We start from the raw sequence: 26684 nt of genomic DNA, 5'->3' as shown, positions 1-26684 counted from the left end.
TACGGACATACGACGACCCGACCGGCCGTCCGTCCCGTCCGTCCCCCCTTGAACAGACGACGACCCGCGCCCCTTCCGTTGCCCGGCGGACGGAATCCGTCAACTCGCGCGATGGACAAGGGGGGTCAGAGCGGGGTCGCCGCTTTCAGGATCAGGACCATGGTGACGGCGGCGTTCGCGGAGGACATCGCCGATACGGCCGTCCCGGCGGCCGCGCACCACGCGGCGAGGCCCACCGAGGTGAACAGCGACGGCCAGCGGCGTACGGCGGGCTCCGGGCCGAGCAGGGCGGCGACCCGCCGGGGCACCGGGCCGGGCGCCGCGAAGCCGGCCAGGGTGGGCGCGGGAGTGCCCCGGGACACCAGCGCGGCCTTGCCGATGGCGTGGGCGACGGTCCGGCGGCTGCCGATCCGCCGGGCGGCCTCCTCGTCGGCCCAGCGCTCGGCGGTGTAGACGACGGCCGTACGCAGCGGGCGCAGGAACGGGTTGGCCCGTGCCGCGAGCTGCACGGTGAGCAGGAACCGGTGGTGCCCGCCGGTCAGATGGGCCCGCTCGTGCGCGAACAGCGCCCGGCGTTCGGCGGGTTGCAGGCGGTCCAGCAGGCCGGTCGTCACGACCACGCGGTCGCGCCGGCCGCCGGGCAGGGCGTACGCGTACGGCGTCTCGTCGCGCAGGACGGCGACCCCGGTCGGCGGCAGCCCGGACAGCGCGCGGTGCGCCCGGCGGCGTACCCGGGCGTGCCGCCACAGCGTCCGGGCGCAGGCCACGACGACCGCGCACAGCGCCGGGATCGCCGCCTTGCCGACGACCTCGTCGTAGGGGACGGCGGCCCGCACCTCGGGGTCGGACCAGCCGTCGGGCAGCGGGTTGCCGGGGAGCTGGGCGGTGCCGACGACCATCACCAGGGCCAGGCACACCGTGCTGCACGCGGCCATCACCGCGGCGACGGCGGTCAGCAGCCGGGTCGCGGTGCGGGGGTGGAGATGCTGCTCGGCCAGCCGGGCGATCGGCCAGGCCGTCAGCGGCAGGACGAGCGGCAGAAAGACGAAGACCCCCATGAGGCGTCAGTCTTCCCCCGCGCCGTGCACCCGACCCGTCCGGCCGCCCGTCCGATCCGTTCGATCCGCCCCTCCGGCCCGGCCGAGCAGGTCGCGCAGCAGCCGTTCGTCGTCGGGGCCGAGACCGGTGACGAAGCTCGCCAGGACGGCCTCCCGGTCGCTCTCGGCGTCCAGGACCCGGCGCATCCGGTGCGCGGCGAGGCCCGCCTGGTCGGAGGCCGGGGTCCAGGCGAAGGAGCGGCCCGCACGCTCCCGCGTGACGGCGCCCTTGGCCAGCAGCCGGGTCAGGATGGTGATGACGGTGGTGTAGGCGAGGTCGCCGCCGAGGCGTTCCTGCACCCAGCCCGCCGTCGCCGGGCCGTCGGCCTCGCCCAGCGCCGACAGGACCAGCGCCTCCAGTTCGCCCTGCCCCCGGCGCCGGGAGCCTCGTCGCTCTTCCGTCATGCCCTGTTTCCCTCCCGCCGGCCCGCGCGTCACGTCGGCCCCGTACAACGGCTCGACGTAAGGAAAGCAGAGACGGTCTCCCCCCGGCTATCTACACTCCTGTAGATTCCTGGCGGTACGGCCCGCCGTCGCGGCCGGCCGCCCGGCCACCAGGAGGAGCGGACCTCATGTTCGGACTGAGCGAGATCGCGATCATCCTCATCGTCGTCATAGCCGTCCTCTGCGCCAAGAAGCTCCCCGAACTGACCCGCTCGGCGGGCAAGTCGGCGCGCATCCTCAAGGCCGAGGCCCGGGCGATGAAGGACGAGGACGACGGCGAGCGGGCCGCGCCGCGGGTGATCCCGGGCGAGACGGTCACCCCGCGCCCGGACGAGCCGAAGGCATGAGAGAGGGCCCCGCCTTCCGCCGGGGCCCCAAGATCCGGAGACGCCCTCCCGCCGGGGCGGACGTCACCAGCTGCGCATGTCGTCCCGCCGGGTGACGCACAGGGCCCAGATCACGAATCCGGAGATCGCGATGGCCACCACGGACCACACCGGGTAGTACGGCAGCGACAGGAAGTTGGCGATGATGATCAGCCCGGCGATGGCCACGCCGCCGACCCGGGCCCAGGTCGACGCCTGGAACAGCCCGATGCCGATGATCACGGCGATCGCCCCGAGGATGAGGTGGACCCAGCCCCAGCCGGTGAGGTCGAACTCGAACACGTAGTTGCGGGTGGCGAGGAAGACGTCGTCCTCGGCGATCCCCATGATGCCGCGGAAGATCGCGATGAGACCGGCGATCGTCAGCATGACCGCGGCGAAGGCCGTCAGGCCCGCGGCCCACGCGTACTTGGTCGTCTGGTCCTGGCGCGAGTGTGAGGTGGCCATGTGTGCCTCGATTCTCTGTTCCGCGGGGCCCCTGGTGGTTCCCCGTGGTGTCCGTCCCGGGCGGTCAGACCCGGGAGCCCGAGGAGGGCGGGGTGGAGGCGCCGGCCGTCGGGCCGGCACCGCTGAGCACGAGTTCCTTGGCCCGGCGGAACTCGTCGTCGTCGATGTCACCGCGGTTGCGCATCTCGGAGAGCCTGGCCAGCTCGTCCGCGCTGCTGCGGCCGCCCGCCTCACCGGCCCGGTCGCGCACGTACTCGTCGAACGCGCGCTGCCGCGCCTGGGCGTGGGCGATCTCGCGGGCGCCCATCCCCTTGCCGCGGGCGATGAGGTAGACGAAGACACCGAGGAACGGCAGCACGATCACGAAGATCAGCCAGCCGGTCTTGCCCCAGCCGCTCAGCGCGTCGTCCCGGAAGATGTCACCGATGATCCGGAACAGCAGGATGAACCACATGATCCAGAGGAAGAACCACAGCAGCGTCCAGAACATGCTGAGCAGCGGGTAGTCGTACGCGAGGTAGGTGTGACCGGTCATCGCTCTCCTCCGTCACGGCGTGCGGTCCCGTCCAGCGGTCCCGCTGCCATCAGAGTGCGCATGTTCACGTCGAGCGACCTCACCCTGGACGGGTGAAGTCGGTCTTGGGCGGCCTGGTCGCCGTCGCCGCCAGTACGGCGACCAGGGCCAGGGCGACCACCACCAGGCCGACGACCAGCGCCACCACGCCGACCGTGGGCCGGTTCCACAGCAGCAGGGCCAGCGCCCCGGCACCGATGACGATTCCGGTGCTCCAGGAGCGGTGGGTGTCCAGCCAGCGCCCGGCCGCGCCGGTGCGCAGTCCCGCGTCGCGCAGGGCGTGCCCGGCGGCGCCGGTGCCGCGCGCGGACTGGCCGCGCACCCAGCGGGCGACCCGGCTCGGGCCGAACAGATAGGCGGCGAGCGCCGTGATCACAGCGACGACCAGCAGGGTGCGGGTGCTGTCGCGCAGGAAGCGCACGAAGGTGTCGTAGATGGCCGCGGCGGCGTCGGTGGGCAGGACCGAGGTGGGCACGGAGTCCAGATAGATCCGGCGGGCGACGGCGAGGCCGACGAGCAGCACGATCATCATGACGGCGATGCCGGACGCCGTGATCAGCAGCATCACGCGGTGGGCCGGCGCGATCCACACGGTGAGCGCGGCCAGCACGATCGTGATGACCGGCAGCCAGGCGCCCATGACGTCGAGCAGCCGCAGCGCGTCCTGCGCCTCGTTCAGCTTGTCGGTCTGGAAGAGGGTGATCTGCGCGTCCGGCGCGGGGATCGCGGACGCCTTGTCGAAGCCCTGCGCGACCAGGCGCTGCTTGACGTCGTCGATCAGGGGACCGACGTCCAGCTTGATGCTGTCGCCCTCGGCGCGCACCGCCCCGCTGTCGTCACCGGTGAGCATGCCGACGACGGCCGCGTGGGCCCGCCGGTTGGCGTCGACCCACACCTCCTCGAAGGTGCCGCTGGTGACGACCCGGTTGATGATGCCGTGCACGACGTCCGTCACGGCGGCCTTCAGCGGCCCGGCGAGCGCCTCCGTCCGGTCGACGATGGCCGGGGGCGCCCCGGCGTCGGCGAGCGCCTTGCCGAGTTCCCTCGTCACCGCGTCGACGTCGACGTTGGCGACGACCCGGGCCGTCAGCCGGTCGGTGACGACGTCCTGCACGGCCGGTTCGGACGCGAGAGGCGCGACGGTGTCGACGTACCGGTCGGTGTCGGAGACCGTGTCGGCCGTCCAGGCGGCGACGACGGCCGGCACCGACAGCAGCAGGGTGATCAGCAGCAGCAGCGACGACCCGGCGTAGCGGGCCTTGCGGTGCCGTTGCGTGGAGGCGTGGCGCAGCCGTTCGTAGGCGGCCGCCTCCTCCGGGGAGAGCACCCGGTGGCCGGGGGTGCCGGGGCCGGATTCGGGGGGTTCGGGGGTGCCAGGGCCGGGCGTGCGAGGACCGGGCGTGCCGGGACCGGGCGTGCCGGGACCGGGCTCGGGGGGTTCGGGGGTGCCAGGGCCGGGCGTGCCGGGACCGGACATGCCGGCGCCGGATTCGGGGGGCTCGGGGGGCTCGGGGGTCGCATCCGGGGGCATCGGCGCCTCCTCGGTCGCTCAGGGGGCCGCCTGCCGAGGCGGCGGTTCGGGCAGCGCCTGGCGCAGCGCGGCCCGCCAGGCGAAGGCGACGCCCAGTTCGGCCAGGCCGAGCAGGACGAGCCACAGTCCGAGCAGCCGGGTCAGGACGACGGCGGACTCGCCGGGCAGGGCCAGGACGACGATGCCCGCGACGACGCCGAGACCGGCGGCCGCGAGGACGACCCCGCGGTGCGGCATACCCTTCAGCGCGAGCGCGGTCCAGGCGGTCAGCATGCCGGTGACGACCCAGACGGCGCCGACGATCAGGGAGAGCGCGGCGATGGTCTGGAGCGGATTGCGCAGGCAGAGCACACCGGCCAGGACGAAGAGCACGGCCGCCAGCAGCTCCAGATGCCGGTCGCCGTGCGCCCGCGCGAACGAGGCGACGAACCGGAACGCGCCGGTGACCAGCAGATACAGCCCGATGATCACCGCCAGGACGTGCAGGGTGGCGTCCGGCCAGGCCAGCGCCACGACGCCGGGCACGAGCGTGGCCACCGCCGAGGCGAGCAGCCACTTCCAGGAGCCGCCGAGCGCCGACAGCAGGCGCTCGGTCTCCTGGTCGGGTGGGGGGACCGTCCCGCCGGCCAGAGGATCGGATCCGGTGTGCGGCGCCGGGCCACGCGACATGGTCATGGCTCCTCCTCGCGTGATACGGCCGTCGCCACCGGTCCGCCCGACGGGACGGTGTGTGGCACCCCTCACCTGGATCAGCGTGCCCCGCGCCGCCGCTCGCCGGGTCACCCCTGGCGGGTGATCCGTGCGGGGCGCCCCGGCGATGAGGTGGACGGTGGAAGGGTCTGCCGGTGCGCCCGGACCGCGGGACACGCACCGGCGCCGGCCGCACGGACGTGGAGGGCGAGCCATGACGATTCCGAGCGCGTTCACAGCGTCGCTGTCCCCGGCCGAGCGGGCGGCCTACGGCAGGAACGCCCGCAAGCGAGCCCCGCGCTCGGGCCAGGCCCGCTACGAGGCCGATGGCCGCGAGGACCCGATCGAGGTGATCGAGCGTCAGTCGATCACGCGGGTCCGCGAGTTGGTGCCGATCCGGTACGCCCGGATGCTGGAGTCGCCGTTCCGCTTCTACCGGGGCGCGGCGGCGATCATGGCGATGGACCTCGGACGGCATCCGCACAGCGGTCTGACCGTGCAGCTGTGCGGGGACGCCCATCTGCTGAACTTCCGTCTGCTGGCCTCGCCCGAACGCCATCTGGTCTTCGACATCAACGACTTCGACGAAACGCTGGCCGGGCCCTTCGAGTGGGACGTCAAGCGGCTCGCGGCCAGCTTCGTGATCGCCGCCCGGGCGAACGGCTTCGGCGCGCCGGAGCAGGACGAGGCCGTCCGCGCCTGTGTGCGCGGGTACCGGACGCGGATGCGGGAGTTCGCCGGGATGCGGACCCTGGACATCTGGTACGCCCAGGACGACGCCGACCGGATGCGCGCGCTGCTGGCGTCCGCGATGAACAAGCAGACCCGGCGCCGTACGGCCGAGGCCACCGCGAAGGCCCGTACCCGCACCCATATGCAGGCGTACGCGAAGCTGACCCGGCGCACCGCCGCGGGCCGGGTCATCGCCTCGGACCCACCGCTGATCACCCCGTTGCGGGAGCTGCCGAGCGGCGCCTCCACGGACCGGCAGGAGAAGGAGCTGCAGGCGGTCGTCGAGGGCTACACGAAGACCCTGTCGTCGGAGCGCCGGCATCTGCTGCGCCGCTACCGGATGGTCGACATCGCCCGCAAGGTGGTCGGCGTGGGCAGTGTCGGCACCCGCTGCTGGATCATCCTCATGCTCGGCCGCGACGACGACGATCCGCTGCTGCTGCAGGCCAAGGAGGCACAGGAGTCCGTGCTGGCCGTGCACACCGGCGGCGAGCGCTTCGACAACCAGGGCCGCCGGGTGGTGACGGGCCAGCGGCTGATCCAGACGACCAGCGACATCTTCCTGGGCTGGACCCATGTCGTCAGCGGCCTCGACGGGCACGGCCGGGACTTCTACGTACGCCAGCTGCGGGACTGGAAGGGCATCGCGCGGCCGGAGCTCTGGGACCCGGCGACGCTGTGCCTGTTCGGGCAGGTGTGCGGTGCGAGCCTGGCCCGGGCGCACGCCCGCTCCGGCGATCCGGTGGCCCTCGCGGCCTACCTGGGCGCCGGCGACCGCTTCGACCACGCCCTGACCGAGTTCGCGCGCGCCTACGCCGACCAGAACGAACGGGACTTCGAGGCGCTGGGCACGGCGGTGGCCGCGGGCCGCGTCGAGGCGCGGGACCTCTGAGGCGGCCGTACGAACAAGGCTGTTCACTCGGGCAGTTGCCGCATCTCCACGACCCGCAGGCCCAGCGACTGGCAGCGGGCCAGGAGGCCGTACAGCTGGGCGTCGTCGACGATCGGCCCGTACAGCACGGTCTGGCCGGACATCACCACGTGGTCCAGTTCCGGGAAGAGTCTGGCCAGCGTCTCCGACACATGACCCTCGACACGGATCTCGTAGCGCATGTGCTGCTCTCCCGCCGACAGCGGTTGCCAGTCCTGCCATGGTCGCGCCGGGCCCCGGCCCTCACCTCACCCGGTGCAGGTGAGCCGGGCGCGCCGGCGGGCGCCTCAGTGCGACACGACGATCTTGAACACGACGATCAGGAGGCCGAACAGCAGGTTGACCGCGGCGCTCAGGGCGATCAGCCGCCGGGTCGCGCCGGCCCGTGCCGCCGCCGCCACGGACCAGCCGACCTGCCCGGCGACGGCGACCGAGAGGGCCAGCCACGCGGTGCCGGAGAGGTCGAGGCCCAGCAGGGGGCTGATCGCCACGGCCACGGCGGGCGGGACGGCCGCCTTGACGATCGGCCACTCCTCGCGGCACACCTGCCACACGGTCGCCCGGCTCCAGGGCCGGTCGGCCAGCCGCGCGCCGAACAGCTGGGCGTGCACATGCGCGGCCCAGAACACCAGGCCGGTCAGAAGCAGCAGGACCACCAGCTCGGTGCGGTGGAAGGAGCCGAGGGCACCGGCGCCGATCACCACCGACGCGGCCAGCATGGAGCCGTAGACGCCGCCGGTGTAGTCGGCATGCGCCCGCAGCCGCGCCCGCCGTTCGCGCGCGCTCGCCCGGTGCTCGACGGCGGGCCGGGACGTCACAGCAGGTCCAGTTCGCGGGCCCGCCGGACGGCGTCGTTGCGGCGGTTGACGGCGAGCTTGCGGTAGACGCTCTTCAGATGCGTCTTGACGGTGTTCACCGACACGTACAGGTCGGCGGCGATGTCCTCGGTGGACATCATCTGGGCGAGCCGCAGCAGCACGTCGTGCTCCCGTCCGCTCAGCGGCTCCACGAGGACGGGCGGCGGCTCGGCGTCGGCCGGCGGATGGTGCGGCGGGACGGCTGCCAGGTAGGGCTCGACCCAGGGTCCGGCTTCCCGGAACGGCCGGCGCAGCCGCTCGCGCCGGGCTTCCGCGACGGCCTGCACGACCAGCCGGCGGGCGGTGGCGGTGTCCCCGGCGGTGTGCGCGGCCTGCGCCCGCAGCAGCGTGGCGCGCACGAGCACCGCCGGGCCTCCGCCGCGTACGGGACCGCCGGGGTCGAGCAGCCGCAGTGCCCCGCCCGGGTCGCCGGCCGCGAGCCGGGCGCGGGCCGCGGCGACGGCGAGGCCGGGCTGTTCGCCGCCCACCTGGTCCAGCACCTTCGTCGCCAGGTCGGGCCGGCCCTCGGCGAGGTGGGCGGCCGAGGCGACCAGCGTGGTGTGCAGGTGCTGCCAGGGGGAGCGGACGGCGGCGGGCACCGCCGGTTCGGCGGCCTCCAGGGCGGCGCGCGTCCTGCCGCGGGCCAGCAGCAGCCGGGCCGTGGTGAGCGAGCGGCCCGCCGCCGTCACCGGGTCGTGGACCGCCGGTCCGGGGGTCCGGTCGAGCAGCGCCCGCGCCTCGGCGAGGTCGTCGCGCTCGACGGCCGCGGCGGCCAGGACGACCCGGCCGAGCCCGGAGCCGGCGCCGTCGGCCAGCCCGAACCGCTCGGTCTCGGCGAGGGCCGCGGCCGCCTTGCGCTCAGCCGTGGCAGGCCGGCCGGCGAGATGGTCGATGAGGGCCAGCAGCTCCAGGGACTCGGCCCGGGGCAGCGCGGTGGCCGCGCCGGTCGTGGTGCCGGCGACCGTGGTGAGCGCGGTCCGGGCCTCGTCGAAGTCGCCCGCCCACAGCCGGACCGAGCCCAGATGGGTCAGCAGCAGCGCGGACAGCTCCGGGTGCTTGTCCAGGAGCTCGGCGGGGAGTTCGTGCTGGAGCGCGCGGGCCGCGCGGACCGCCTCCTCGGCGCGCTGCGGGGAGCCGGTGAGCCGGGCCGCGAGCGCCTCCAGCAGGGCGCAGCCCAGCCGGACCGCGGCGGTGCCGGGCCCTTCGGCGGCCAGCCGCTCGCGGACGGGCCCGAGGCCGGCGAGGGCGTGGTCGAGGTCGCCGCGGGCGAGGTCCCGGGCCACCCGGACCAGTTCGGCGGCGGGGCTCGCCGCCTCCGGGTCCATACCGGAGAACAGGTCGGCGAGATGGTCGGTGCGCAGCCCGGTGAAGAGCTGCCCGAGCGCGAGGTCGTCGACGAGGGCCCCGGCGGTGAAGTCCCACTCCCCTGCCGCCGCGCCATGGGTCAGCGTCTCCGGCAGCTGGCCTGAGCGGCCCAGCCAGTGCGCGGCCCGCAGGTGCAGCCGCGGCTCCAGGTCGGCGGAGCGCTCCCGCAGATGGGCCCGGAGGATCTCGCGGAACAGCGGGTGCAGGCGGTACCAGCCGTGCCCGAGGTCCTCGACGAAGGCGTTCTCCCGGTGCAGGCCCGCGAGGATCGCCTCGGCGTCGCCGCGGCCGGTCAGCTCGTTGGCGAGGTCGGCGCAGAAGCGGTCCAGGACGCTGACGCGCAGCAGGAGGTCCTGGGTGGCGGGCGGCTGCCGTTTGAGGACCTCGGCGAGCAGGAAGTCGGCGACCGTGCTGTGCCCGGCCTCGAACTCCTTCAGATACTCCTCCGGGTCGGGGTGCTGCTGGGCGGCGAGCGCGCACAGCCGCAGCCCGGCCGCCCAGCCCCCGGTGCGTTCGACGAGGGCGGTCGCGGCCTGCACGGACAGCCGCAGTCCGTGCCGCCGCAGCAGCGCCACGGCCTCCTCGGGGGTGAACGCCAGCTCGGCGTTGCGGATCTCGGTGATGGCGCCGGCCGCGCGGTAGCGGTGCAGGGGCAGCAGGGGCTCGGTGCGGGTGACGAGGACCAGGTGCAGTCCGGGACCGGCGTGGTGCAGGACGAACTCCAGCTGCTCGGCGACCTCGGGGGTGCCGACCCGGTCGTACTCGTCCAGCACCACGGTGAGTTCGTCGGTGCCGAGCTGGGCGGCGAGCCGGGTGAGCAGGGTGTGGTGCACGCGCCCGGCGTCGGCGGGCGTGCCGACGTCGCCGGCCACCGGCACCCCGTGGGTGCGCAGCGCCTGCAGCAGATGGGCCCAGAACATCCCGGGGCCGCGCAGCGACGGGTCGAGGGTCAGCCAGACGACCGGGCGTTCCAGGCCGGCCGCCCAGTCGGCGACCAGCAGCGTCTTGCCGGCCCCGGCGGCGCCGTTGACCATCGTGAGCGGGGTGACCAGGGCCTGGTCGAGGTGGTGGACCAGGCGGGCGCGGCGCAGAAAGGTCGCGGGGCGGGCCGGGAGCGCGAAACGGGTCCGCAGGAACGGGTCGCCGAGGGGGTCCGCGTGGGGGGCGCCCGGTTCGCGGGGTATGCCGTCGCTCTCTGCCACCTCGTTCACCGCCTTGCAGCGCGAGACCGGCCTGCCGTCCCCTCCCCCACCACCATCACAGTTTTCGGGGGTTCGCGCGCGTCAAGCGGGTGCCACTCCCGGAACCGCGTCGTCCGGCACCGGTCCCTCCCCTCGTGGGGACCGGTGCCGGACGGCGGAGCGGGTGCCGGTCCACGACCTGTCTCCGGGCTCCGAGGACCGGCGCGGCCCGAACGGGTCGGGCGCGGGACGACGGCGGCGCGAAGCGCTCGCGACTCCCGCGGACAGCGAGGGTGTGAAAGCTGTCCGAGAACGTACGGCGCCGGGTGGGACGGCTTCGGGCTCTGCGGCTGGTGAGCCCGCCTCGGCGGGCCGCGGCGGCTCCCGCACCTGCGTCGTGATCCTGCCAGTCGGAGGGTGCCCGCGAGGAGGTTCCGGTCTCCGGAGCGGGTCTTCCTCGCAGGTCAGCCGTATAAGGTGAGTTTTCCGGTCCGGAAGACCCGGTGGCGCGCGAGTGAGGGAGTGACGGTCTTGAGTTCCGAGTCGGCGGCGCGCGCGGCCTTCGCGGAACGGCTCGCGCTGCTCTACAAGGAGGCCGGGAACCCACCCCTGAAGAGCGTGGCCGAGGCGGTCGTACGGCTGCAGCGGGTGGACGAGCGGGGGCGCCCGGTCCGGGTGTCCGCGCAGCGGATCAGCGACTGGCGGCGGGCGCGGAACGTCCCCGCGCAGTTCGCCGCCCTCTCGGCCGTCCTGCACGTCCTCGTCCCGCAGGCCCGGCGGCTGCGCCCCACCCCCGTGTCGGCCGGTCTGTACGACCTCGTGCAGTGGCAGCACCTGTGGGAGCGGGCGACCTCCGGTCCGGGGCAGGACCAGGAGCAGGAGGCCCCGGCGGCGGTGGCCGGCGGGGTGTGCCCGTACCGGGGGCTGGCGTCCTATCGGCAGGAGGACGCCCGCTGGTTCTTCGGCCGGGAGCGCAGCACCGGCACCCTGGTCGCCCGGCTCCGCTCGGCGGAGCGCACCGGCGGGCTGGTGATGCTGGTCGGCGCCTCGGGCGCCGGGAAGTCCTCCCTGCTCAACGCGGGACTGGTGCCGGTCGTGCGGGAGGGCGTGCTGGGCGGCGACGGCACTCCGAGGGCGAGCGCCGTGCTGCAACTGGTGCCGGGCGCCGATCCGCTGGGCGAGCTGACGCGCCGGGTGCCGGAGCTGACGGACGTCGTCTCCACGGCCCGGGCACCGGACGAGACGGACACCGGCACGGACGGCGGCCCCGATCTCGTACGGGACGTGCGCGCGGCCGTCCTCGCCTGGGCCCGGCGCGAGGCCTCCGCCACCGGACCACCGGGTTCGCCTCCCGACACCTCGCAGGGCCCACCCGTCCTGATCGTCGACCAGTTCGAAGAAACCTTCACCCTCTGTCCGGACGAGGCGGACCGCCGCGCCTTCGTCCGTGTCCTGCACGCGGCCTGCACCCCGCCCCGGCCCGGCGCCCCCGCTCCCGCCCTGGTCGTCCTCGGCATCCGCGCCGACTTCTACGAACAGTGCCTGGTCCACCCCGAGCTGGCCGACGCCCTCCAGCACCGGCACATGGTCCTCGGCCCGCTCACCACCACCGAACTGCGCGAGGCCGTCACCGGCCCGGCCAAGGCCGTGGGTCTGGAGCTGGAACCGGGGCTCGCCGAGCTGATCGCCCGGGAGGTCGGCGCGGACGGCCCGCGCGGCGCCCATGACGCGGGCGTGCTGCCGCTGCTGTCCCACGCCATGCTCGTCACCTGGCAGCGCCGCAAGGCCGGCCGGCTCACGCTCGCCGGGTACCGCGCGGCCGGCGGCATCCAGGGCGCGGTCGCCGCGACCGCCGAGCGCGCCTGGGCGCAGCTGGACCCGGCGGCCCGCACCGCCGCCCGGCTGCTCCTGCTGCGCCTGGTCCGGATCGGCGAGGACACCCAGGCGACCCGGCGGCGCGGCACCCGCCGGCAGCTCGCGGCCGAGGCGGCCGACCCGGCGAAGACCGAGGAGTCGCTGGAGGCGCTGGTGCGGGCCCGGCTGGTCACCCTGGACGCGGACACCGTGGAGATCACGCACGAGGCCCTGCTGCACGCCTGGCCCCGGCTGCGGGACTGGATCGACGAGGACCGGCAGGGCCATCTGCTGCGCCAGCGGCTGGAGGAGGACGGCCGGTCCTGGGAGGAGTCCGGGCGGGACTCCGCGCTGCTGTACCGGGGCTCCCGGCTGGAGCAGGCGCACGACTGGGCGCGCTCCGCCGGGAACACCTTCCTCACCCGTGGCGCCGTGGAGTTCCTGGCCGCGTCCGTCCGGCTGCGCCGGCGCACCGTGTGGATCCTGCGCGGCGGCGTCGCGGTCCTCATGGCGCTCGCGCTGGTGGCCGTCGGGGCGGCGGCGGTGGCGTGGAAGCAGCGCGACGACGCCCTGTTCGCGCAGGTGCTCGCCGAGGCCGACCGCTTCCAGTACACCGATCCCTCGCTGTCCGCCCAGCTCGACCTGGTGGCGCACCGGCTGCGCCCGGACGACGAGGAGACCGGCAGCCGGCTCGTCTCGATCGTGAACGCGCCGCTCGCCACCCCGCTCAGCGGCCACTCCGGCGCCGTCTACCTGACCTCGTTCCGTCCCGACGGCAAGGTCATGGCCACCGCCGGCTACGACCGGACCGTCCGTCTGTGGGACGTGTCGGACGCGCGCCGCCCCCGCCCGCTGGGCGCGCCCCTGACCGGGCACCGCAGCTGGGTGAGCAGCGCGGTCTTCAGCCCCGACGGCCGCACCCTCGCGAGCGCCGCCGACGACGGCACGATCCGGCTGTGGGACGTACGGCGTCCGGAGCGGCCGGAGCCGATCGCCGCCCCGCTGACCGGGCACGAGGGCACCGTCTACCTGGTCGCGTTCAGCCCGGACGGCCGCACCCTGGCCTCCGTGAGCGAGGACCGCACGGTCCGCCTGTGGGACGTGTCGGATGCCGGGCGCCCGAAAGCGCTCGCCACCCTCACGGGGGCGAAGGCCGCCGTGCGCTCGGTGGCGTTCGGCCCGGACGGCCGCACCCTGGCGGCGGGCGGCGACGACGACACCGTACGGCTGTGGGACGTGTCCGACCGGCGGCGGCCGGAGCGGCTGGCCACGCTGACCGGGCACACCGGCCTGGTGCACTCGGTGGCGTTCAGCCCCGACGGCCGCACCCTGGCCAGCGGCAGCGGCGACGACACCGTCCGGCTCTGGGACGTCTCCGACGGGGCCCGCGCCCACCAGCTCGGCACCCCGCTGACCGGGCATCTGGGGCCCGTCTGGTCGGTGGCGTTCAACCCGGACGGGACGATGCTCGCCGCCGCCAGCGCGGACAGCACCGCGAGCCTGTGGAACGTCAGCGATCCGGCGGACGCCTCGCAGGTCGGCGAGCCGCTGGCGGGCGGCAGCGGGGAGATGTACGCGCTCGGCTTCAGCCCGGACGGCCGCACCCTCGCCACCGGCAGCGGCGACGGCAAGGTCCGGCTGTGGTCCGTCCCGACGTCCGACATGACCGGCCGCACGGGCGCGTTCCGGCCGGACGGCAAGGTGCTGGCGACCGCCGCCCGGGACGGCAGCGTCCGGCTGTGGGACGTGGCCCGGCCCGACCGGCCCGTGCTGCTCAACGAGCCCTTCCTGCCCGGCGAGGGCGGACAGCGGTCCCTGGCGTTCTCCCCGGACGGGCACACCCTCGCGGTGCTGACCGGCAGCCGGGCGGTCCATCTCTGGGACGTCCGCGACCTCGCCCGTCCGGTCCCCCTGGGCTCGCCGCTCACGCTGCACACCCGGTTCATGGGCCCGGACGCGCTCGCGTTCAGCCCGGACGGGCGCACGCTGGCCACCGCGTACGACGACCGCACGATCCGGCTGTGGGACGTGCGCGACCCGGCCGACGCGACACCGCTCGGGGAGCCGCTGACCGGCCACGGCGGCTACATCAACTCCCTCACCTTCAGCCCGGACGGGCGCACCCTGGCCAGCGGCAGCGCGGACGCCACGGTCCGGCTGTGGGACGTGCGCTCCCCCGCCCGCGCGAAACCGCTCGGGGACCCGCTGACCGGGCACGGCGGGCCGGTCAACTCGGTCGCCTACGCCCCGGACGGCCGCACGCTCGCCAGCGCCGGCGACGACGACGCGGTCCGGCTGTGGGACGTCACCGACCCGGCCCGGGCACGGGCGCAGGGGGACCCGCTCACCGGCCACACCGAGGCGGTCGTCTCGCTGACGTTCGGCCCGGACGGCCGCACCCTCGCCAGCGGCGGCAACGACAACACGGTGCGGATGTGGGACGTCCGGGACCCGGCGCACGCCTCGGCGGTCGGCCGGGCCATGAGCCCCAACGCCCGGACGGGCAACTTCCTGGCGTTCCGGCCCGCGAGCAGCATGCTCGGCGTCTCCAGCGGCACGGACACCGTCCGGCTGTGGAACCTGGACGTCGACCAGGCGATCCGCCGCGTCTGCGCGACGACCCGGGGCGTACTGACCCGGGAGCGGTGGGACGAGTATCTGCCCCGGCTGTCCTATGAACCTCCGTGCTCCGGGTGAACTCCTGTGACCTGTGCGGAGCGTGAGGGCGCGGGGACGCAAGTGATATGCCTGAGGCAACTTTGACAGCGTTTTCCGTGATCCCGATCACAACGCCTCACCGCAGCCGATCCGGCGGCTCCCACGAGGCTCGCGGCCTTGTTACTGTTGGCCACAGCCCGATCGCTGGTGCATCCCCCGTCGCCAGCGGTCGGGCCTTCGCATGTCCGTGGAAGGGTGGTGGGTCGCTCCGTGCTCCGGCGGGTCGTCGTCGTGACCGCGGTCCACGGACCCTCGGCCGCGTTCCTGCCGCAGGCCCACGCGTCCCTGTGCGCCCAGGAGTTGCCGTCCGGCTGGGAGTGGCACTGGGTGATACAGGAGGACGGGCGCACCGACGCCGTCCGCCCGTACGTCCCCGATGGAGACCCGAGAGTGACGTTCCGTCAGGGCCGGCCCGGAGGCCCCGGTGTGGCCCGCACGCTCGCCCTCGCGCACACCGAGGGCGCCTACGCCAAGATCCTGGACGCCGACGACCAGTTGACCCCGGGCGCGCTCGCCCGCGACCTCGCCGTCCTCGAGGGGCACCGCTCCGTCGGCTGGACCACGTCCCGGGTGCTGGACCTGCTGCCGGACGGCTCGACGGCCGCGTTCCCCGGCGACCCGGCCGACGGCCCGATCGAACCCGGCACCCTCGTCGGCACCTGGCGGGCGAACGACTGGCTCGCCCCGGTCCACCCGGCGACCCTGTGCGTGCGCCGGGACCTGCTGCTGGCGCTCGGCGGCTGGATGGCGCTGCCCGCCTCCGAGGACACCGGTCTGCTGCTCGCGCTCAGCTCGGTCAGCCGCGGCTGGTTCTCCGCCGAGGTCGGGCTGCTGTACCGCAAGTGGGAGGGCCAGGCGACGGGGCAGGCGGCCCATGTCGACCCCGCCGAACGGGCCGCGCGGATGGCGGTGGTGGAGGCCAGGGCCCGCGCGCTCGGCTCGTTCGGCTGGACGTACCCGCCGGTCACGGCGCCGGACTGACCGCCCGGTCCTCGCGGTCGAAGGGCAGGTCGAGCATCCGGATCGCGTTGCCCCGCAGCAGCTTGTACGCCACCTCGTCGGAGAGCCCGCCGACATGCTCCTCGGCGACCCGTTTCGTCTCCGGCCAGGTGGAGTCGACGTGCGGATAGTCCGTCTCGAAGGTGGCGTTGTCCACGCCGACCGTCTCGATGGCCTCGATGCCGTGCCGGTCCCGGAAGAAGCAGCAGAAGATCTGCCGGTAGTAGTACGTCGACGGCGGCTCCGGGATCAGGTCCTTCACCCCGCCCCACGCCCGGTGCTCCTCCCACACGTCGTCGGCGCGCTCCAGCGCGTACGGGATCCAGCCCATCTGGCCCTCGCTGTAAGCGAGTTTGAGCCGGGGGAACTTCACCAGCACACCCGAGAAGAGGAAGTCCATCATCGACGCCATGGCGTTGTTGAAGCTGAGGGACGCCTGGACGGCGGGCGGGGCGTCGGGCGACGCGGCCGGCATCTGCGAAGAGGACCCGATGTGCATGTTGACGACCGTGCCGGTCTCCTCGCAGGCCGCGAAGAACGGGTCCCAGTGACCGGAGTGGATCGACGGCAGCCCCAGATAGGTGGGGATCTCGCTGAAGGTCACCGCGCGCACGCCCCGGGCCGCGTTGCGCCGGATCTCCGCGACGGCGAGATCGATGTCCCACAGCGGGATCAGGCACAGCGGGATGAGCCGTCCGCCGCTGTCGCCGCACCACTCCTCCACCATCCAGTCGTTGTAGGCCCGTACGCAGGCCAGGGCGACCTCCTTGTCCTGGGCCTCCGCGAAGGTCTGGCCGCAGAAGCGCGGGAAGGTGGGGAAGCAGAGCGAGGCCTCGACATGGTTGAGGTCCATGTCCGCGAGCCGGGCCTTGGGGTCCCAGCAGCCGCGCCGCATCTGCTCGCGCGTGATCCCGTCGAGGGTCATCTCGTCCCGCGAGAAGCCGACGGCCGCGATGATCCGCTTGTACGGGAACAGTCCGCCCTCGTACTCCCACCAGTCGGTGATCTGGCCGTCCGGGTCGGTGGTGAACCGGTACTTCCCGCCGACGTACGCGAGTTCGCCGATCCCGGCGGTGAGGGGCTTCGGGCCCCGGTCCCGGTACTTGGCCGGGAGCCAGGTCTCGAAGAGGTGCGCGGGTTCGATCACATGATCGTCCACGCTGATGACCTTCGGCAGGTCCTTCGTGCCGCTCTCGGTGTGGGCCACGCCTACCTCCTGGCTGCTGCGCCGCCGGCCGCCGGTGCCGCCTCGTTTCTGACGGGCCGTCAGATACAGGGTTCAGGGTAGTCCCCGGCCCGGGTCCCGCCAAGGGCCCGCCGGGCGGCGCCCGGCGCACAGAGGTCACCGGCTGTGGAACCGGCGATCACGATGAGGCAGTCTTCTCCCTCGTGGCAGTCCCGCAGCAGACCTCGATCAGTGACAGCACCGCGCACATGGTGGTGTGCGGCGACGACGGACTCGCGCACCGGCTCACGGCCGAACTGCGCGGCGTGTACCGGGAACAGGTCACACTCGTCGTGCCGCCGTCGGAGCGGACGGTACGGCCACCGGTCGTCGGCCGGGCCCGGGCCGCCTCGGCGGCGCTGCTGGGCGCGGTGACCGCGGCCGTGAACCGCGCGGGCACCGGCCCCGTCCCCGGCGAACCGGGCGGCACCCGGGTGCTGGAGGCCGCCGAGCCCAGCGAGGCCACGCTCGCCGAGGCCGGGGTGGAACGGGCCGCCGCCCTCGCCCTCGTCTACGACGACGACGAGACCAACATCCGCGCCGCCCTCACCGCCCGCCGCCTCAACCCCCGCCTCCGGCTCGTCCTGCGCCTCTACAATCGCCGGCTCGGCCAGCACATCGAGGAACTGCTCGACCAGGCCGCCGCGTTGGCGACGGGCGCCGGCGAGGGCGGCCTGGACGCCTCCACGACCGTGCTCTCGGACGCCGACACGGCCGCCCCGGCGCTGGCCGCCACCGCCGTCGCCGGCACCACCAAGGTCGTCCAGACCGACGGCCTGTTACTGCGCGCGGTGGAACGGCCGCCCGGTGAGACCCGCCCCACCGACCTCGCCACCCTCGCGCTGCTGTCCACGACCCGCAGCGACCCGGCGGGCACCGACGGCTCGGAGGACAGCGGCGAGCACGGCCCGCTGATGCTGCCGGACGCCGCCCAGGTCGAAGCCGCCGCCGGACGCGGCACCGTCGTCCTGGAGCAGGTGTCCTACGCCGGTCCGCCGATGCCCTCGGGCCGCGGCGGAGGCGGCCTGATGCCGTCGTTCGGCTCGCTGTTCTCCCGGCGGCTGCGCTGGTCGCTGGCCGGTCTGGTGACCTGTGTGGCCGGACTCGCGGTGGCGCTGACCGTGGTGACCGGCGACCACCCCCTGCACGCCACCTATCTGACCCTGCTCGACCTCTTCGCCATCAACGAGCCCGCGCTCCACCAGCCCCTCGCCCGCCAGATCCTGCAACTGCTGTCCGGGCTCACCGGACTGCTGCTGCTCCCGGTCCTGCTGGCGGCCGTGCTGGAGGCCCTCGGCACCTTCCGCTCGACGTCCGCGCTGCGCAAGCCGCCACGGGGCCTCGGCGGCCATGTGGTGCTGCTCGGCCTCGGCAAGATCGGCACCCGGGTGCTGACCCGGCTGCGCGAGCTGCACATCCCGGTGGTGTGCGTCGAGGCCGACCCCGAGGCGCGCGGCATGCCCACGGCACGGCGGCTGCGGGTGCCGGTGGTCCTCGGCGACGTCACCCAGGAGGGCGTCCTGGAGGCCGCGAAGATCCACCGCGCGCACGCCTTCCTCGCCGTGACCAGCGAGGACACCACCAATCTGGAAGCGGCCCTGTACGCCCGCTCCGTACGCCCCGACCTGCGAGTCGTCCTGCGCCTGTACGACGACGACTTCGCCAAGGCCGTGTACCGCACCCTGCGTGCCGCGCACCCGCGCGGCTACACCCGCAGCCGGAGCGTGACGCACCTGGCCGCGCCCGCCTTCGCCGGGGCGATGTCGGGCCGGCAGATCCTGGGCGCCATCCCCGTGGAGCGGCGGGTGCTGCTCTTCGCCACGCTGGAGGTCGGCGGGCACCCCCAGTTGGAGGACCGGACCGTCGGCGAGGCGTTCCGGCCCGGGGCGTGGCGGGTGCTGGCCCTGGACCGGACCCCGCCCGGCGAGCGCCGGGAGGAACCGGCCGCCGACCGGGCCCACGACGAGCGGGCCGGCGCCCCCTCCGGCTGGGTGTGGGACCTGCCCGACACCTATGTCCTGCAGAGCGCGGACCGGGTCGTCCTGGCCGCCACCCGCCAGGGCATGGCCGAACTGCTCCGCCGCCGGGGCCGGGAGCGGGCGGGGACCTGAACCGGCGGGTTCCGGGGCGGTCGGCCCCGGAACCCGGCCGCTGCCGCTGCTTTCCGCGCGTTCTACTTCCCGCGCGCGGGAAGGTGCCGCTCGGCGAAGTCCAGCTCCAGGCGCACCTGCTTGATCCGCTCGTCCACGACCAGCGAGCCGTGCCCCGCGTCATAGCGGTACACCTCGTGCACGGCGCCGCGCGCCTCCAGCCGCTTGACGTAGTTGTCGACCTGGCGGATCGGGCAGCGTGGGTCGTTGACCCCAGCGGAGATGTAGACCGGGGCCTTCACCCGGTCCACGTAGGTCAGCGGGGACGACGCCTCGAACCGCTCGGGCACCTCCTCGGGCGTGCCGCCCAGCAGGGTGCGGTCCATGGCCTTCAGGGCCTCCATCTCGTCGTGGTACGCCGTGACGTAGTCGGCGACCGGGACCGCCGCGATGCCCAGTGTCCACGCGTCCGGCTGGGTGCCGAGGCCGAGGAGCGTCAGATAGCCGCCCCAGGAGCCGCCGGTCAGGATCAGCCGCTCGGGGTCGGCGAGACCCGAGGAGACCGCCCACTCCCGGACCGCCGCGATGTCCTCCAGCTCGATCAGACCCACCCGGTGCTTCAGCGCGTCCGTCCAGGCCCGCCCGTAGCCGGTGGAGCCCCGGTAGTTGACCCGTACGACCGCGTACCCGTGGTCCACCCAGGCCGCCGGGCCGGCCGCGAACGAGTCGCTGTCGTGCCAGGTCGGGCCGCCGTGGATGTCGAAGACCGTCGGCAGCGGGCCCTCGGCGCCGGCCGGCCGCTGCACCAGCGCGTGGATACGGCCGCCGGGGCCCTCCACCCACACGTCCTCCACCGGGACCGAGCCCGGGGACCTCATGCCGGGCGGGTCCAGCACGACCCGGCCGGTCGTGGACCGCACGGCCGACGGCTCCGCAGCCGACGACCACAGGTACTCGACGCTGCCGTCGGGCCGGGCCGTCGCCCCCGACACCGAGCCGGCCGGGGTGTCGACCCGCTCCAGCGCCCGGCGCCCCAGGTCGTACCGGAACAGCTCGCTGCGGGCCTCGAAGCTGTGCACGATCAGCAGACCCGTCCCGTCCGGGTACCACTCCGCGCTGACGTCGCCCGGCAGCTCCAGCGCCAGGTCCGTCTCCTCGCCCGTCGCCACGTCCCACACCAGCGGCTCCCAGCGGCCGCGCCGCTGATGACCGACGAGCAGCCGCGCGTCACCGACCACCGGGGCGAAGCCCAGCACCTCCAGGCCCAGCTCCTCGGTGCCGCCCTTGGTGTCGTCCAGCTCGGCGACCGTCGAGCCGTCCGGGCGCAGCACCCGCAGCGCCGCGTGCATCGCGTCGCCGTGCTCGGTGTGCTCGACGGCGATCAGGGTGCCGTCGTGCGAGAAGTCGCCGACGCCCGCGGACTCGCGGTGCCGGTAGATCTCCACCGGCGGCTCGCCCGTGCGCACCAGATGGATCGTGGTGCCCTCCTCGTCGGTGGAGCGGCCGACGACCGCGGTCCTGCCGTCCCGGCCTAGGGCGAGGCCCGCCGGGTAGGAGGCGTCCAGGCCCGGGGCCGCGAGCTCGTCCTCGCCGCCGTCGAAGGGCTGACGGCGCCAGACGCCGAACTCGTCGCCGTCCTTGTCGTCGAACCACCAGATCCACGCGCCGTCCGGGGAGAGCACGCCGTCCGTCGTGCCGTTCGGCCGGTCGGTCACCTGGCGCTGCTCACCGGTCGCCCGGTCCCACGCGTACAGCTCGTACGTGCCCGTCGCGTTCGACACGAACAGCGAGCGGTCCGGGGCGTCCTCCGCCCAGTCGGGAAGCGACACCCGGGGCGCCCTGAAGCGCCGCTCCCAGTCCGGCATGTCCTCGTCCTGCTTCCGGTGATCCCGCGAAGCGGACCCGTGGCTCTCAGTCATGACCCCATAGTGCCTGGTCCGGACGACATCGTGCGGCCGGGATCCCCAGCCTGTGGAAAACTTCCCGCGCGCCCGGCCACGACCGCACCCCGCGCCCCGCCGCCGCCCCGCCGCACCGTACCGTTATGGGCGTGTACCGGTTTCTGCTGACGCCCCGCTGGTGGGGGATCAACGTCTTCGTGCTGCTCGCCATCCCCTTCTGCGTGTTCATGGGGTCCTGGCAGCTCGGCCGGTTCGAGGACCGGGTCGAGGACCACCGCGGCGCCGGCGACCGGGCCGCGGAGAACCGGCGCGAGCCCGCCCGGCCGCTCACCGAGCTGCTGCCTGTGGACAAGGAGACAGTGGGCCGCCAGGTCACCGCCCGCGGCCGGTACGCCGAGCAGTTCCTCGTCCCCGACCGCAAGCTCGACGGCGAGCGCGGCACCTATGTCGTCACGCTGCTGCGCACCGGCGACGGCAGGGCCCTCCCGGTCGTCCGCGGCTGGCTGCCCGGCGCCGCCGACCCGGCCGCGGCCCCCGCCGCCCCCACCGGCGAGGTCACCGTCACCGGGGCGCTCCAGGCCTCCGAGGTGCCCGGCGAGAACGGCGTCCCCGCGCGGGGCGGCCTGCCCGCCGGCCAGACCGCGGCGATCAGCGCCGCTTCCCTGGTCAACCTGGTGCCCTACGACGTCTACGACGCCTGGATCACTCTGTCGAAGGCCGACGCCGGGATGAAGGCGGTGCCGGTCGCGACCGTCAACGACTCGGGCCTGGACCTGAAGGCGTTCCAGAACCTCGGCTACACCGGCGAGTGGTTCGTCTTCGCGGGCTTCGTGGTCTTCATGTGGTTCCGGCTGCTGCGCCGCGAGGTGGAGGCCGCGCGGGACGCGGAGCTCGGCCTCCTGCCGGACGCCGGCCCGGCGCCGGAGAAGGCCGGCGCCTGACCGCTCACGGCTTACGCCCCCGGCAGCACGCCCGTCCAGTAGACGGTCCCCGCGCAGGCGTTGGACACCGTCACCGCGGCCGTCGGCGCGGCGGCCACCGTGGTGTTGGACACCGTGACGCTTCCGTCGGCCGTCGGGTCCTCGCCCAGCAGCTGGGTGGAGGTGCCGGTGTCGCCGCCCGTCGAGGTTCCGGTGGTGGTGCCGCCCGCGCCGGTGCCCTCGGACGGGGTCGGGTCGGGGGTCGGGTCCGGACCGCCGGAACCGCCGCCGTTGCTCTCCCCCGTCGAGGGGCAGGTCGCCGACGGCACCCAGGCGAACTTCACCTCGTACGAGCCACCGGGCTTGAGGACCAACGCGGCGACCTCCTGGGACGGGTCGGGCAGACCGGCCGCCGGGTCACCGGCGACATGCCGGAGCTGACCGATCTTGGTGCCGTCCGCCGCGCCCGCCGGGGACAGCGACACCGTGCCCGGGCCGGCCACCGTGCAGTCGGCCGTGGAGGTGTTGCTGAAGCGGAAGGTGCCGTACACCGCGCCGGACGAGTCGGGGACGCCCGCCTCCTGACCGGCGACACCCAACTGCCCGGCCGTGCACGCCGGAACCCCGGCCGTGCTGGTGGCCAGCGGGTCGTCGGCGCCTCCCGAGCCGGTGCCCTGACCGGCGCCGTCACCCTTGTCCTTGTCCTTGCCGCCGCCCTGGCCCTCGGCGTGGCCGCCGCCGGAGGAGCCCCCGGACGTGCTCTCGCCGCCCTGCGTCTCCTTGCCCTGGCCGGCCCCGCCCTGCGTCTGCTCGCCGTGCCCGGCGTTGGAGGAGTTGACGTGGGCGCCACCGGAGTTCGACACATGCACCAGGGCCGGGACCGCGGTGCCCACGAAGAGGACCGCGGCCGCCGCGCCGACCAGCGCCTGACGCTTGCGGGCCCGCCGGGCCGGCACCGCACGGCGCAGATGTTCCAGCGTGCCGTCGCGCGGTTCGATCTCCTGGACCGCGTCGTGCAATATGCGGCGCAGTGCCAGCTCGTCCGAGTCGAGCCCGTCGGCGGGGCCCTGGTCGTCGGGGCCGTGGTTCACAGTTCCGTTCCCAGCGTGCGATTGCTTCGGCTGATGCTCGTCGGGGCGCTCATGCGGCCCGTTGCGGTCCCCGCTCATGCCGGCGCCTCCATCGCGACCCGCAGCGCCGCGATGCCGCGCGAGCCGTACGCCTTCACCGAGCCCAGCGAGATGCCGAGCGTCTCGGCGACCTGCGCCTCGGTCATGTCCGCGAAGTACCGCAGGACCAGCACCTCGCGCTGGCGGCGCTGCAGGTTCTTCATCGCCTTGATGAGGGAGTCGCGCTCCAGCTGGTCGTAGGCCCCCTCCTCGGCGCTCGCCATGTCGGGCATCGGCTTCGACAGCAGCTTCAGGCCGAGTATGCGGCGGCGCAGGGCGGAGCGGGACAGGTTGACCACGGTCTGCCGCAGGTAGGCGAGCGTCTTCTCGGGGTCCCGGACGCGTTTGCGCGCGGAGTGGACCCGGATGAACGCCTCCTGGACGACGTCCTCGCAGGAGGCGGTGTCGTCGAGCAGGAGCGCCGCGAGGCCCAGCAGCGAGCGGTAGTGCGCCCGATAGGTCTCCGTGAGGTGGTCGACGGTCGTCCCGGCCGCCGCGGCGCTCTCCGCCTCGGAACCGTCACGCTGACTGGGGATGCGGGTCGGCCGCGCTGCGGGCATGGGCGCGATCACCGGCATGCCGCCGGGCGCACCGGGCATGCGGGGTCGGACGGGACGGCGGGGCGGCCGTAGGGCCGTACCGCGGGTCGCCGCGCTGAAGTCGAGAACCTCTGCCACGCCTGTTGGACACGCGTCCCCCCTGGAGGGTTGTACGTGCCGGACGTCACTTTTGCGTCAGTCGCCGCCACCGGCCCTCTCGTGCCAGGCAGCACGACCGACCGTGCGTCAAACGCCCACATGCCTACCCGCTCTTCCCTTGTGCCTCATCTGTGAACGGGCGTCCCCACGCCTGCTCCTGGCGTCCCCACGCCGGAAAAACGCGTCCTCGCGCCCTTGAGGGCGACCGCAAAGACGCTCCCCGCCCTGCAAGCGGTTGCAGGCGCGGGGAGAAAAATCTTCTGTCGCCGCGACGGTCCTGATCAAGGGGCCAGGGCCATCGATCGGCTCACATTGTTCTCACAGATCCTACAAATGCGGCGGCGGGCCTTCAGCCGATTTCCGCGGCCACCAGTTCGGCGATCTGCGCGGTGTTGAGCGCGGCGCCCTTGCGGAGGTTGTCGCCGCAGACGAAGAGCTCCAGGGCGGTGGGGTCGTCGAGGGCGCGGCGCACCCGGCCCACCCAGGTCGGGTCGGTGCCCACGATGTCGGCGGGGGTGGGGAACTCGCCCGCCTCGGGGTCGTCGTACAGCACGACGCCCGGCGCGGTGGCCAGGATCTCGCGGGCCTTGGCGACGGTGACCTCGCCCTCGAAGCGGGCGTGCAGGGTCAGCGAGTGCCCGGTCAGCACGGGGACGCGGACACAGGTCACGGCGACCGGCAGCTGGGGCAGACCGAGGATCTTGCGGGTCTCGTCCCGCACCTTCATCTCCTCCGACGACCAGCCGTCCTCGCGCGGCGATCCGGCCCACGGCACGACGTTCAGCGCGACCGGCTCCGGGAACGGCCCGGTGTCGTCGCCGACGGCCCGCCGTACGTCTCCGGGGCTGGTGCCCAGCTCGGTGCCGGCGACCAGGGACAGCTGCCGGCGCAGGGTGTCGACGCCGGCCCGGCCGGCCCCGCTCACCGCCTGGTAGGAGGAGGCGACGAGGGAGCGCAGCCCGAACTCGGCGTGCAGCGCGCCGAGGGCCACGATCATGGAGAGGGTCGTGCAGTTGGGGTTGGAGACGATCCCGCGCGGCCGCATCCGCGCCGCGTGCGGATTGACCTCGGGGACGACGAGGGGCACCTCCGGGTCCATCCGGAAGGCGCCCGAGTTGTCCACCACCACGGCACCCCGGGCGGTGGCGACCGGCGCCCACCGGGCGGCCACGTCGTCCGGCACGTCGAACATGGCGATGTCGACGCCGTCGAAGGCCTCCTCGGTGAGCGCCACCACCTCGACCTCCTCCCCGCGCACGGCCAGCTTGCGGCCGGCCGAGCGCGGGGAGGCGATCAGACGGATCTCACCCCAGATGTCCGCGCGCTGGGACAGGATCTGGAGCATGACCGAGCCGACGGCTCCGGTCGCCCCCACGACGGCGAGCGTCGGGCGGCGTGATCCCAGGGGGGCCATCAGCGCCCGGTGCCTCCGTACACGACAGCCTCGTCGCTGTCGGAGTCCAGGCCGAAGGCGGTGTGCACGGCGCGCACGGCCTCGTTGACGTCGTCGGCGCGGGTGACGACCGAGATACGGATCTCCGAGGTGGAGATCAGCTCGATGTTGACGCCCGCGTCGGACAGCGCCTTGAAGAAGTCGGCCGTGACGCCCGGGTTGGTCTTCATACCGGCGCCGACCAGGGAGATCTTGCCGATCTGGTCGTCGTAGCGCAGGGAGTCGAAGCCGATGCGCGAGCGGCTCTTCTCGAGCGCGTCGATGGCCTTGCGGCCCTCGGACTTCGGCAGCGTGAAGGAGATGTCCGTCAGGCCCGTGGAGGCCGCGGACACGTTCTGCACGATCATGTCGATGTTGATCTCGGCGTCGGAGATCGCACGGAAGATCGCGGCGGCCTCGCCCGGCTTGTCCGGCACACCGACGACCGTGACCTTGGCCTCGGACGTGTCGTGCGCGACCCCCGAGATGATGGCCTGCTCCACCTGCTTGTCCCCTCGCTGAATCGGCTCGCTGCTGACCCACGTGCCCTGCAGCCCGCTGAAGCTGGACCGGACGTGGATCGGGATGTTGTAACGGCGGGCGTACTCCACACAGCGGTGGAGCAGCACCTTCGAGCCGGACGCCGCCAGCTCCAGCATGTCCTCGAAGGAGATCCAGTCGATCTTCCTCGCCTTGCCGACCACGCGCGGGTCGGCGGTGAACACGCCGTCGACGTCGGTGTAGATCTCGCACACCTCGGCGTCGAGGGCGGCGGCCAGCGCGACGGCGGTCGTGTCGGACCCGCCGCGGCCCAGCGTGGTGATGTCCTTGCTGTCCTGGCTCACGCCCTGGAAGCCGGCGACGATCGCGATGTTGCCCTCGTCGACCGACGTCCGGATGCGGCCCGGGGTGACGTCGATGATCCGGGCCTTGTTGTGGACCGAGTCGGTGATGACACCTGCCTGGCTGCCCGTGAACGACTGGGCGGAGTGGCCCAGGTTTTTGATCGCCATGGCCAGCAGGGCCATGGAGATCCGCTCTCCGGCGGTCAGCAGCATGTCGAGCTCGCGACCGGCAGGCATCGGGGATACCTGCTCGGCGAGATCGATCAGCTCGTCCGTCGTGTCGCCCATCGCGGAAACCACGGCGACCACCTGGTGGCCGTTCTTCTTGGCTTCCACGATCCGCTTGGCGACGCGCTTGATGCCCTCGGCATCGGCTACGGAGGAGCCTCCGTACTTCTGCACGACAAGGCCCACGTGCGCTCCTCGCTCAGTCCGTGTGTGTCGGCTCAGTTTACCGAGCGTCCGAAAACGACCATCGGGTTCCCAGATGGTGAGATTCGGTAGCTCCGGGATGGTCCCTGCCCGGTCGGGCGCCGGGCACTCCGAAAGTGGGGGAGGTCACTCCGGGACGTACGGCGGAAAGGAGCGCTCGCCGGAC

At 73.9% G+C, this 26684-nt stretch carries 21 protein-coding genes; 6 read left to right on the top strand and 15 right to left on the bottom strand.

The annotated features are described in order from the left end of the window. Positions 1 to 125: 125 nt before the first annotated feature. A complete protein-coding gene (locus KBY32_RS28220; protein ID WP_055621280.1) occupies positions 126 to 1058 on the bottom strand; it encodes a M56 family metallopeptidase in 933 nt (310 codons plus the stop codon). A 6-nt stretch (positions 1059 to 1064) separates the two neighbouring features. Beyond that, complete coding sequence (locus KBY32_RS28215) at positions 1065 to 1502, bottom strand: BlaI/MecI/CopY family transcriptional regulator (RefSeq protein WP_210982091.1); 438 nt, start codon at positions 1500 to 1502, stop codon at positions 1065 to 1067. Positions 1503 to 1669: 167 nt separating this feature from the next. Here KBY32_RS28215 and KBY32_RS28210 point away from each other — a divergent pair, with 167 nt between their 5' ends. Next, on the top strand, positions 1670 to 1888 hold the full coding sequence (locus KBY32_RS28210; protein ID WP_055621279.1) for a twin-arginine translocase TatA/TatE family subunit: 219 nt from the start codon (positions 1670 to 1672) through the stop codon (positions 1886 to 1888). Between the two features lie 63 nt (positions 1889 to 1951). On the opposite strand, the gene KBY32_RS28205 is transcribed toward KBY32_RS28210, so the two are convergent. The 4 genes from KBY32_RS28205 to KBY32_RS28190 all read right to left on the bottom strand — a co-directional run bounded on the left by KBY32_RS28205 (position 1952) and on the right by KBY32_RS28190 (position 5154). Beyond that, a complete protein-coding gene (locus tag KBY32_RS28205) occupies positions 1952 to 2374 on the bottom strand; it encodes a hypothetical protein (protein WP_055621278.1) in 423 nt (140 codons plus the stop codon). 64 nt (positions 2375 to 2438) lie between these two features. Next, entirely contained in the window at positions 2439 to 2909 is a 471-nt protein-coding gene (locus KBY32_RS28200) for an SHOCT domain-containing protein (RefSeq protein WP_055621277.1), read from the bottom strand. Between the two features lie 79 nt (positions 2910 to 2988). Beyond that, complete coding sequence (locus KBY32_RS28195; protein WP_247690107.1) at positions 2989 to 4479, bottom strand: hypothetical protein; 1491 nt, start codon at positions 4477 to 4479, stop codon at positions 2989 to 2991. Positions 4480 to 4497: 18 nt separating this feature from the next. Beyond that, a complete protein-coding gene (locus KBY32_RS28190; protein ID WP_210982090.1) occupies positions 4498 to 5154 on the bottom strand; it encodes an HdeD family acid-resistance protein in 657 nt (218 codons plus the stop codon). 229 nt (positions 5155 to 5383) lie between these two features. Here KBY32_RS28190 and KBY32_RS28185 point away from each other — a divergent pair, with 229 nt between their 5' ends. Then, positions 5384 to 6793, top strand: a complete 1410-nt coding sequence (locus tag KBY32_RS28185; protein ID WP_210982089.1) for a DUF2252 domain-containing protein — start codon at positions 5384 to 5386, stop codon at positions 6791 to 6793. A 23-nt stretch (positions 6794 to 6816) separates the two neighbouring features. On the opposite strand, the gene KBY32_RS28180 is transcribed toward KBY32_RS28185, so the two are convergent. The 3 genes from KBY32_RS28180 to KBY32_RS28170 all read right to left on the bottom strand — a co-directional run bounded on the left by KBY32_RS28180 (position 6817) and on the right by KBY32_RS28170 (position 10265). Then, a complete protein-coding gene (locus KBY32_RS28180; RefSeq protein ID WP_055621273.1) occupies positions 6817 to 7014 on the bottom strand; it encodes a hypothetical protein in 198 nt (65 codons plus the stop codon). A 105-nt stretch (positions 7015 to 7119) separates the two neighbouring features. After that, complete coding sequence (locus KBY32_RS28175; protein WP_055621272.1) at positions 7120 to 7650, bottom strand: hypothetical protein; 531 nt, start codon at positions 7648 to 7650, stop codon at positions 7120 to 7122. After that, a complete protein-coding gene (locus tag KBY32_RS28170; RefSeq protein ID WP_374224999.1) occupies positions 7647 to 10265 on the bottom strand; it encodes a LuxR C-terminal-related transcriptional regulator in 2619 nt (872 codons plus the stop codon). The genes KBY32_RS28175 and KBY32_RS28170 overlap by 4 nt, the downstream gene beginning before the upstream one ends. Positions 10266 to 10757: 492 nt before the next feature. On the opposite strand from KBY32_RS28170, the gene KBY32_RS28165 reads away from it, so the two are divergent. Both KBY32_RS28165 and KBY32_RS28160 read left to right on the top strand, forming a co-directional pair. After that, a complete protein-coding gene (locus KBY32_RS28165; RefSeq protein ID WP_210982087.1) occupies positions 10758 to 14786 on the top strand; it encodes a WD40 repeat domain-containing protein in 4029 nt (1342 codons plus the stop codon). Between the two features lie 231 nt (positions 14787 to 15017). Next, entirely contained in the window at positions 15018 to 15788 is a 771-nt protein-coding gene (locus KBY32_RS28160; protein WP_210982174.1) for a glycosyltransferase, read from the top strand. Here the strand turns inward: KBY32_RS28160 and KBY32_RS28155 are convergent. Continuing rightward, positions 15772 to 17013, bottom strand: a complete 1242-nt coding sequence (locus KBY32_RS28155; protein WP_210982086.1) for an amidohydrolase family protein — start codon at positions 17011 to 17013, stop codon at positions 15772 to 15774. The genes KBY32_RS28160 and KBY32_RS28155 overlap by 17 nt on opposite strands. 227 nt (positions 17014 to 17240) lie before the next feature. On the opposite strand from KBY32_RS28155, the gene KBY32_RS28150 reads away from it, so the two are divergent. Continuing rightward, a complete protein-coding gene (locus tag KBY32_RS28150) occupies positions 17241 to 19142 on the top strand; it encodes an NAD-binding protein (RefSeq protein ID WP_210982173.1) in 1902 nt (633 codons plus the stop codon). A gap of 62 nt (positions 19143 to 19204) precedes the next feature. Here the strand turns inward: KBY32_RS28150 and KBY32_RS28145 are convergent, their stop codons facing one another. Then, a complete protein-coding gene (locus KBY32_RS28145; protein WP_055621269.1) occupies positions 19205 to 21040 on the bottom strand; it encodes a prolyl oligopeptidase family serine peptidase in 1836 nt (611 codons plus the stop codon). 125 nt (positions 21041 to 21165) lie between these two features. Between KBY32_RS28145 and KBY32_RS28140 the strand changes: the two genes are divergently transcribed. Next, positions 21166 to 21963: an SURF1 family protein gene (locus KBY32_RS28140; RefSeq protein ID WP_210982085.1), complete on the top strand. Its 798-nt coding sequence runs from the start codon at positions 21166 to 21168 to the stop codon at positions 21961 to 21963. 11 nt (positions 21964 to 21974) lie between these two features. On the opposite strand, the gene KBY32_RS28135 is transcribed toward KBY32_RS28140, so the two are convergent. The 4 genes from KBY32_RS28135 to KBY32_RS28120 form a co-directional block, all read right to left on the bottom strand. Beyond that, the gene (locus KBY32_RS28135) at positions 21975 to 23033 is read right to left on the bottom strand and encodes a hypothetical protein (protein ID WP_210982084.1); all 1059 of its coding nucleotides are present in this window, start codon (positions 23031 to 23033) and stop codon (positions 21975 to 21977) included. 74 nt (positions 23034 to 23107) lie between these two features. After that, on the bottom strand, positions 23108 to 23710 hold the full coding sequence (locus tag KBY32_RS28130) for a SigE family RNA polymerase sigma factor (RefSeq protein ID WP_079033579.1): 603 nt from the start codon (positions 23708 to 23710) through the stop codon (positions 23108 to 23110). 448 nt (positions 23711 to 24158) lie between these two features. Beyond that, on the bottom strand, positions 24159 to 25223 hold the full coding sequence (locus KBY32_RS28125) for an aspartate-semialdehyde dehydrogenase (RefSeq protein WP_210982083.1): 1065 nt from the start codon (positions 25221 to 25223) through the stop codon (positions 24159 to 24161). After that, positions 25223 to 26500, bottom strand: a complete 1278-nt coding sequence (locus KBY32_RS28120) for an aspartate kinase (RefSeq protein WP_055621265.1) — start codon at positions 26498 to 26500, stop codon at positions 25223 to 25225. The genes KBY32_RS28125 and KBY32_RS28120 overlap by 1 nt, the downstream gene beginning before the upstream one ends. Positions 26501 to 26684 lie beyond the last annotated feature (184 nt).

The sequence above is a fragment of the Streptomyces sp. RK62 genome (genome assembly GCF_018070255.1).
Lineage (GTDB): Bacteria > Actinomycetota > Actinomycetes > Streptomycetales > Streptomycetaceae > Streptomyces > Streptomyces nigra.
This window is presented reverse-complemented; position numbering and strand designations above follow the sequence as displayed.

Excerpts from the sequence above, each read along its gene's own strand:
- KBY32_RS28205 (WP_055621278.1), bottom strand. The coding sequence starts at position 2,374 with ATGGCCACCTCACACTCGCGCCAGGACCAGACGACCAAGTACGCGTGG.
- KBY32_RS28150 (WP_210982173.1), top strand. The coding sequence starts at position 17,241 with ATGGTGGTGTGCGGCGACGACGGACTCGCGCACCGGCTCACGGCCGAA.
- KBY32_RS28140 (WP_210982085.1), top strand. The coding sequence starts at position 21,166 with ATGGGCGTGTACCGGTTTCTGCTGACGCCCCGCTGGTGGGGGATCAAC.
- KBY32_RS28200 (WP_055621277.1), bottom strand. The coding sequence starts at position 2,909 with ATGACCGGTCACACCTACCTCGCGTACGACTACCCGCTGCTCAGCATG.
- KBY32_RS28145 (WP_055621269.1), bottom strand. The coding sequence starts at position 21,040 with ATGACTGAGAGCCACGGGTCCGCTTCGCGGGATCACCGGAAGCAGGAC.
- KBY32_RS28180 (WP_055621273.1), bottom strand. The coding sequence starts at position 7,014 with ATGCGCTACGAGATCCGTGTCGAGGGTCATGTGTCGGAGACGCTGGCC.
- KBY32_RS28195 (WP_247690107.1), bottom strand. The coding sequence starts at position 4,479 with ATGCCCCCGGATGCGACCCCCGAGCCCCCCGAGCCCCCCGAATCCGGC.
- KBY32_RS28215 (WP_210982091.1), bottom strand. The coding sequence starts at position 1,502 with ATGACGGAAGAGCGACGAGGCTCCCGGCGCCGGGGGCAGGGCGAACTG.
- KBY32_RS28190 (WP_210982090.1), bottom strand. The coding sequence starts at position 5,154 with ATGACCATGTCGCGTGGCCCGGCGCCGCACACCGGATCCGATCCTCTG.
- KBY32_RS28210 (WP_055621279.1), top strand. The coding sequence starts at position 1,670 with ATGTTCGGACTGAGCGAGATCGCGATCATCCTCATCGTCGTCATAGCC.
- KBY32_RS28185 (WP_210982089.1), top strand. The coding sequence starts at position 5,384 with ATGACGATTCCGAGCGCGTTCACAGCGTCGCTGTCCCCGGCCGAGCGG.
- KBY32_RS28220 (WP_055621280.1), bottom strand. The coding sequence starts at position 1,058 with ATGGGGGTCTTCGTCTTTCTGCCGCTCGTCCTGCCGCTGACGGCCTGG.
- KBY32_RS28130 (WP_079033579.1), bottom strand. The coding sequence starts at position 23,710 with ATGCCCGGTGCGCCCGGCGGCATGCCGGTGATCGCGCCCATGCCCGCA.
- KBY32_RS28125 (WP_210982083.1), bottom strand. The coding sequence starts at position 25,223 with ATGGCCCCCCTGGGATCACGCCGCCCGACGCTCGCCGTCGTGGGGGCG.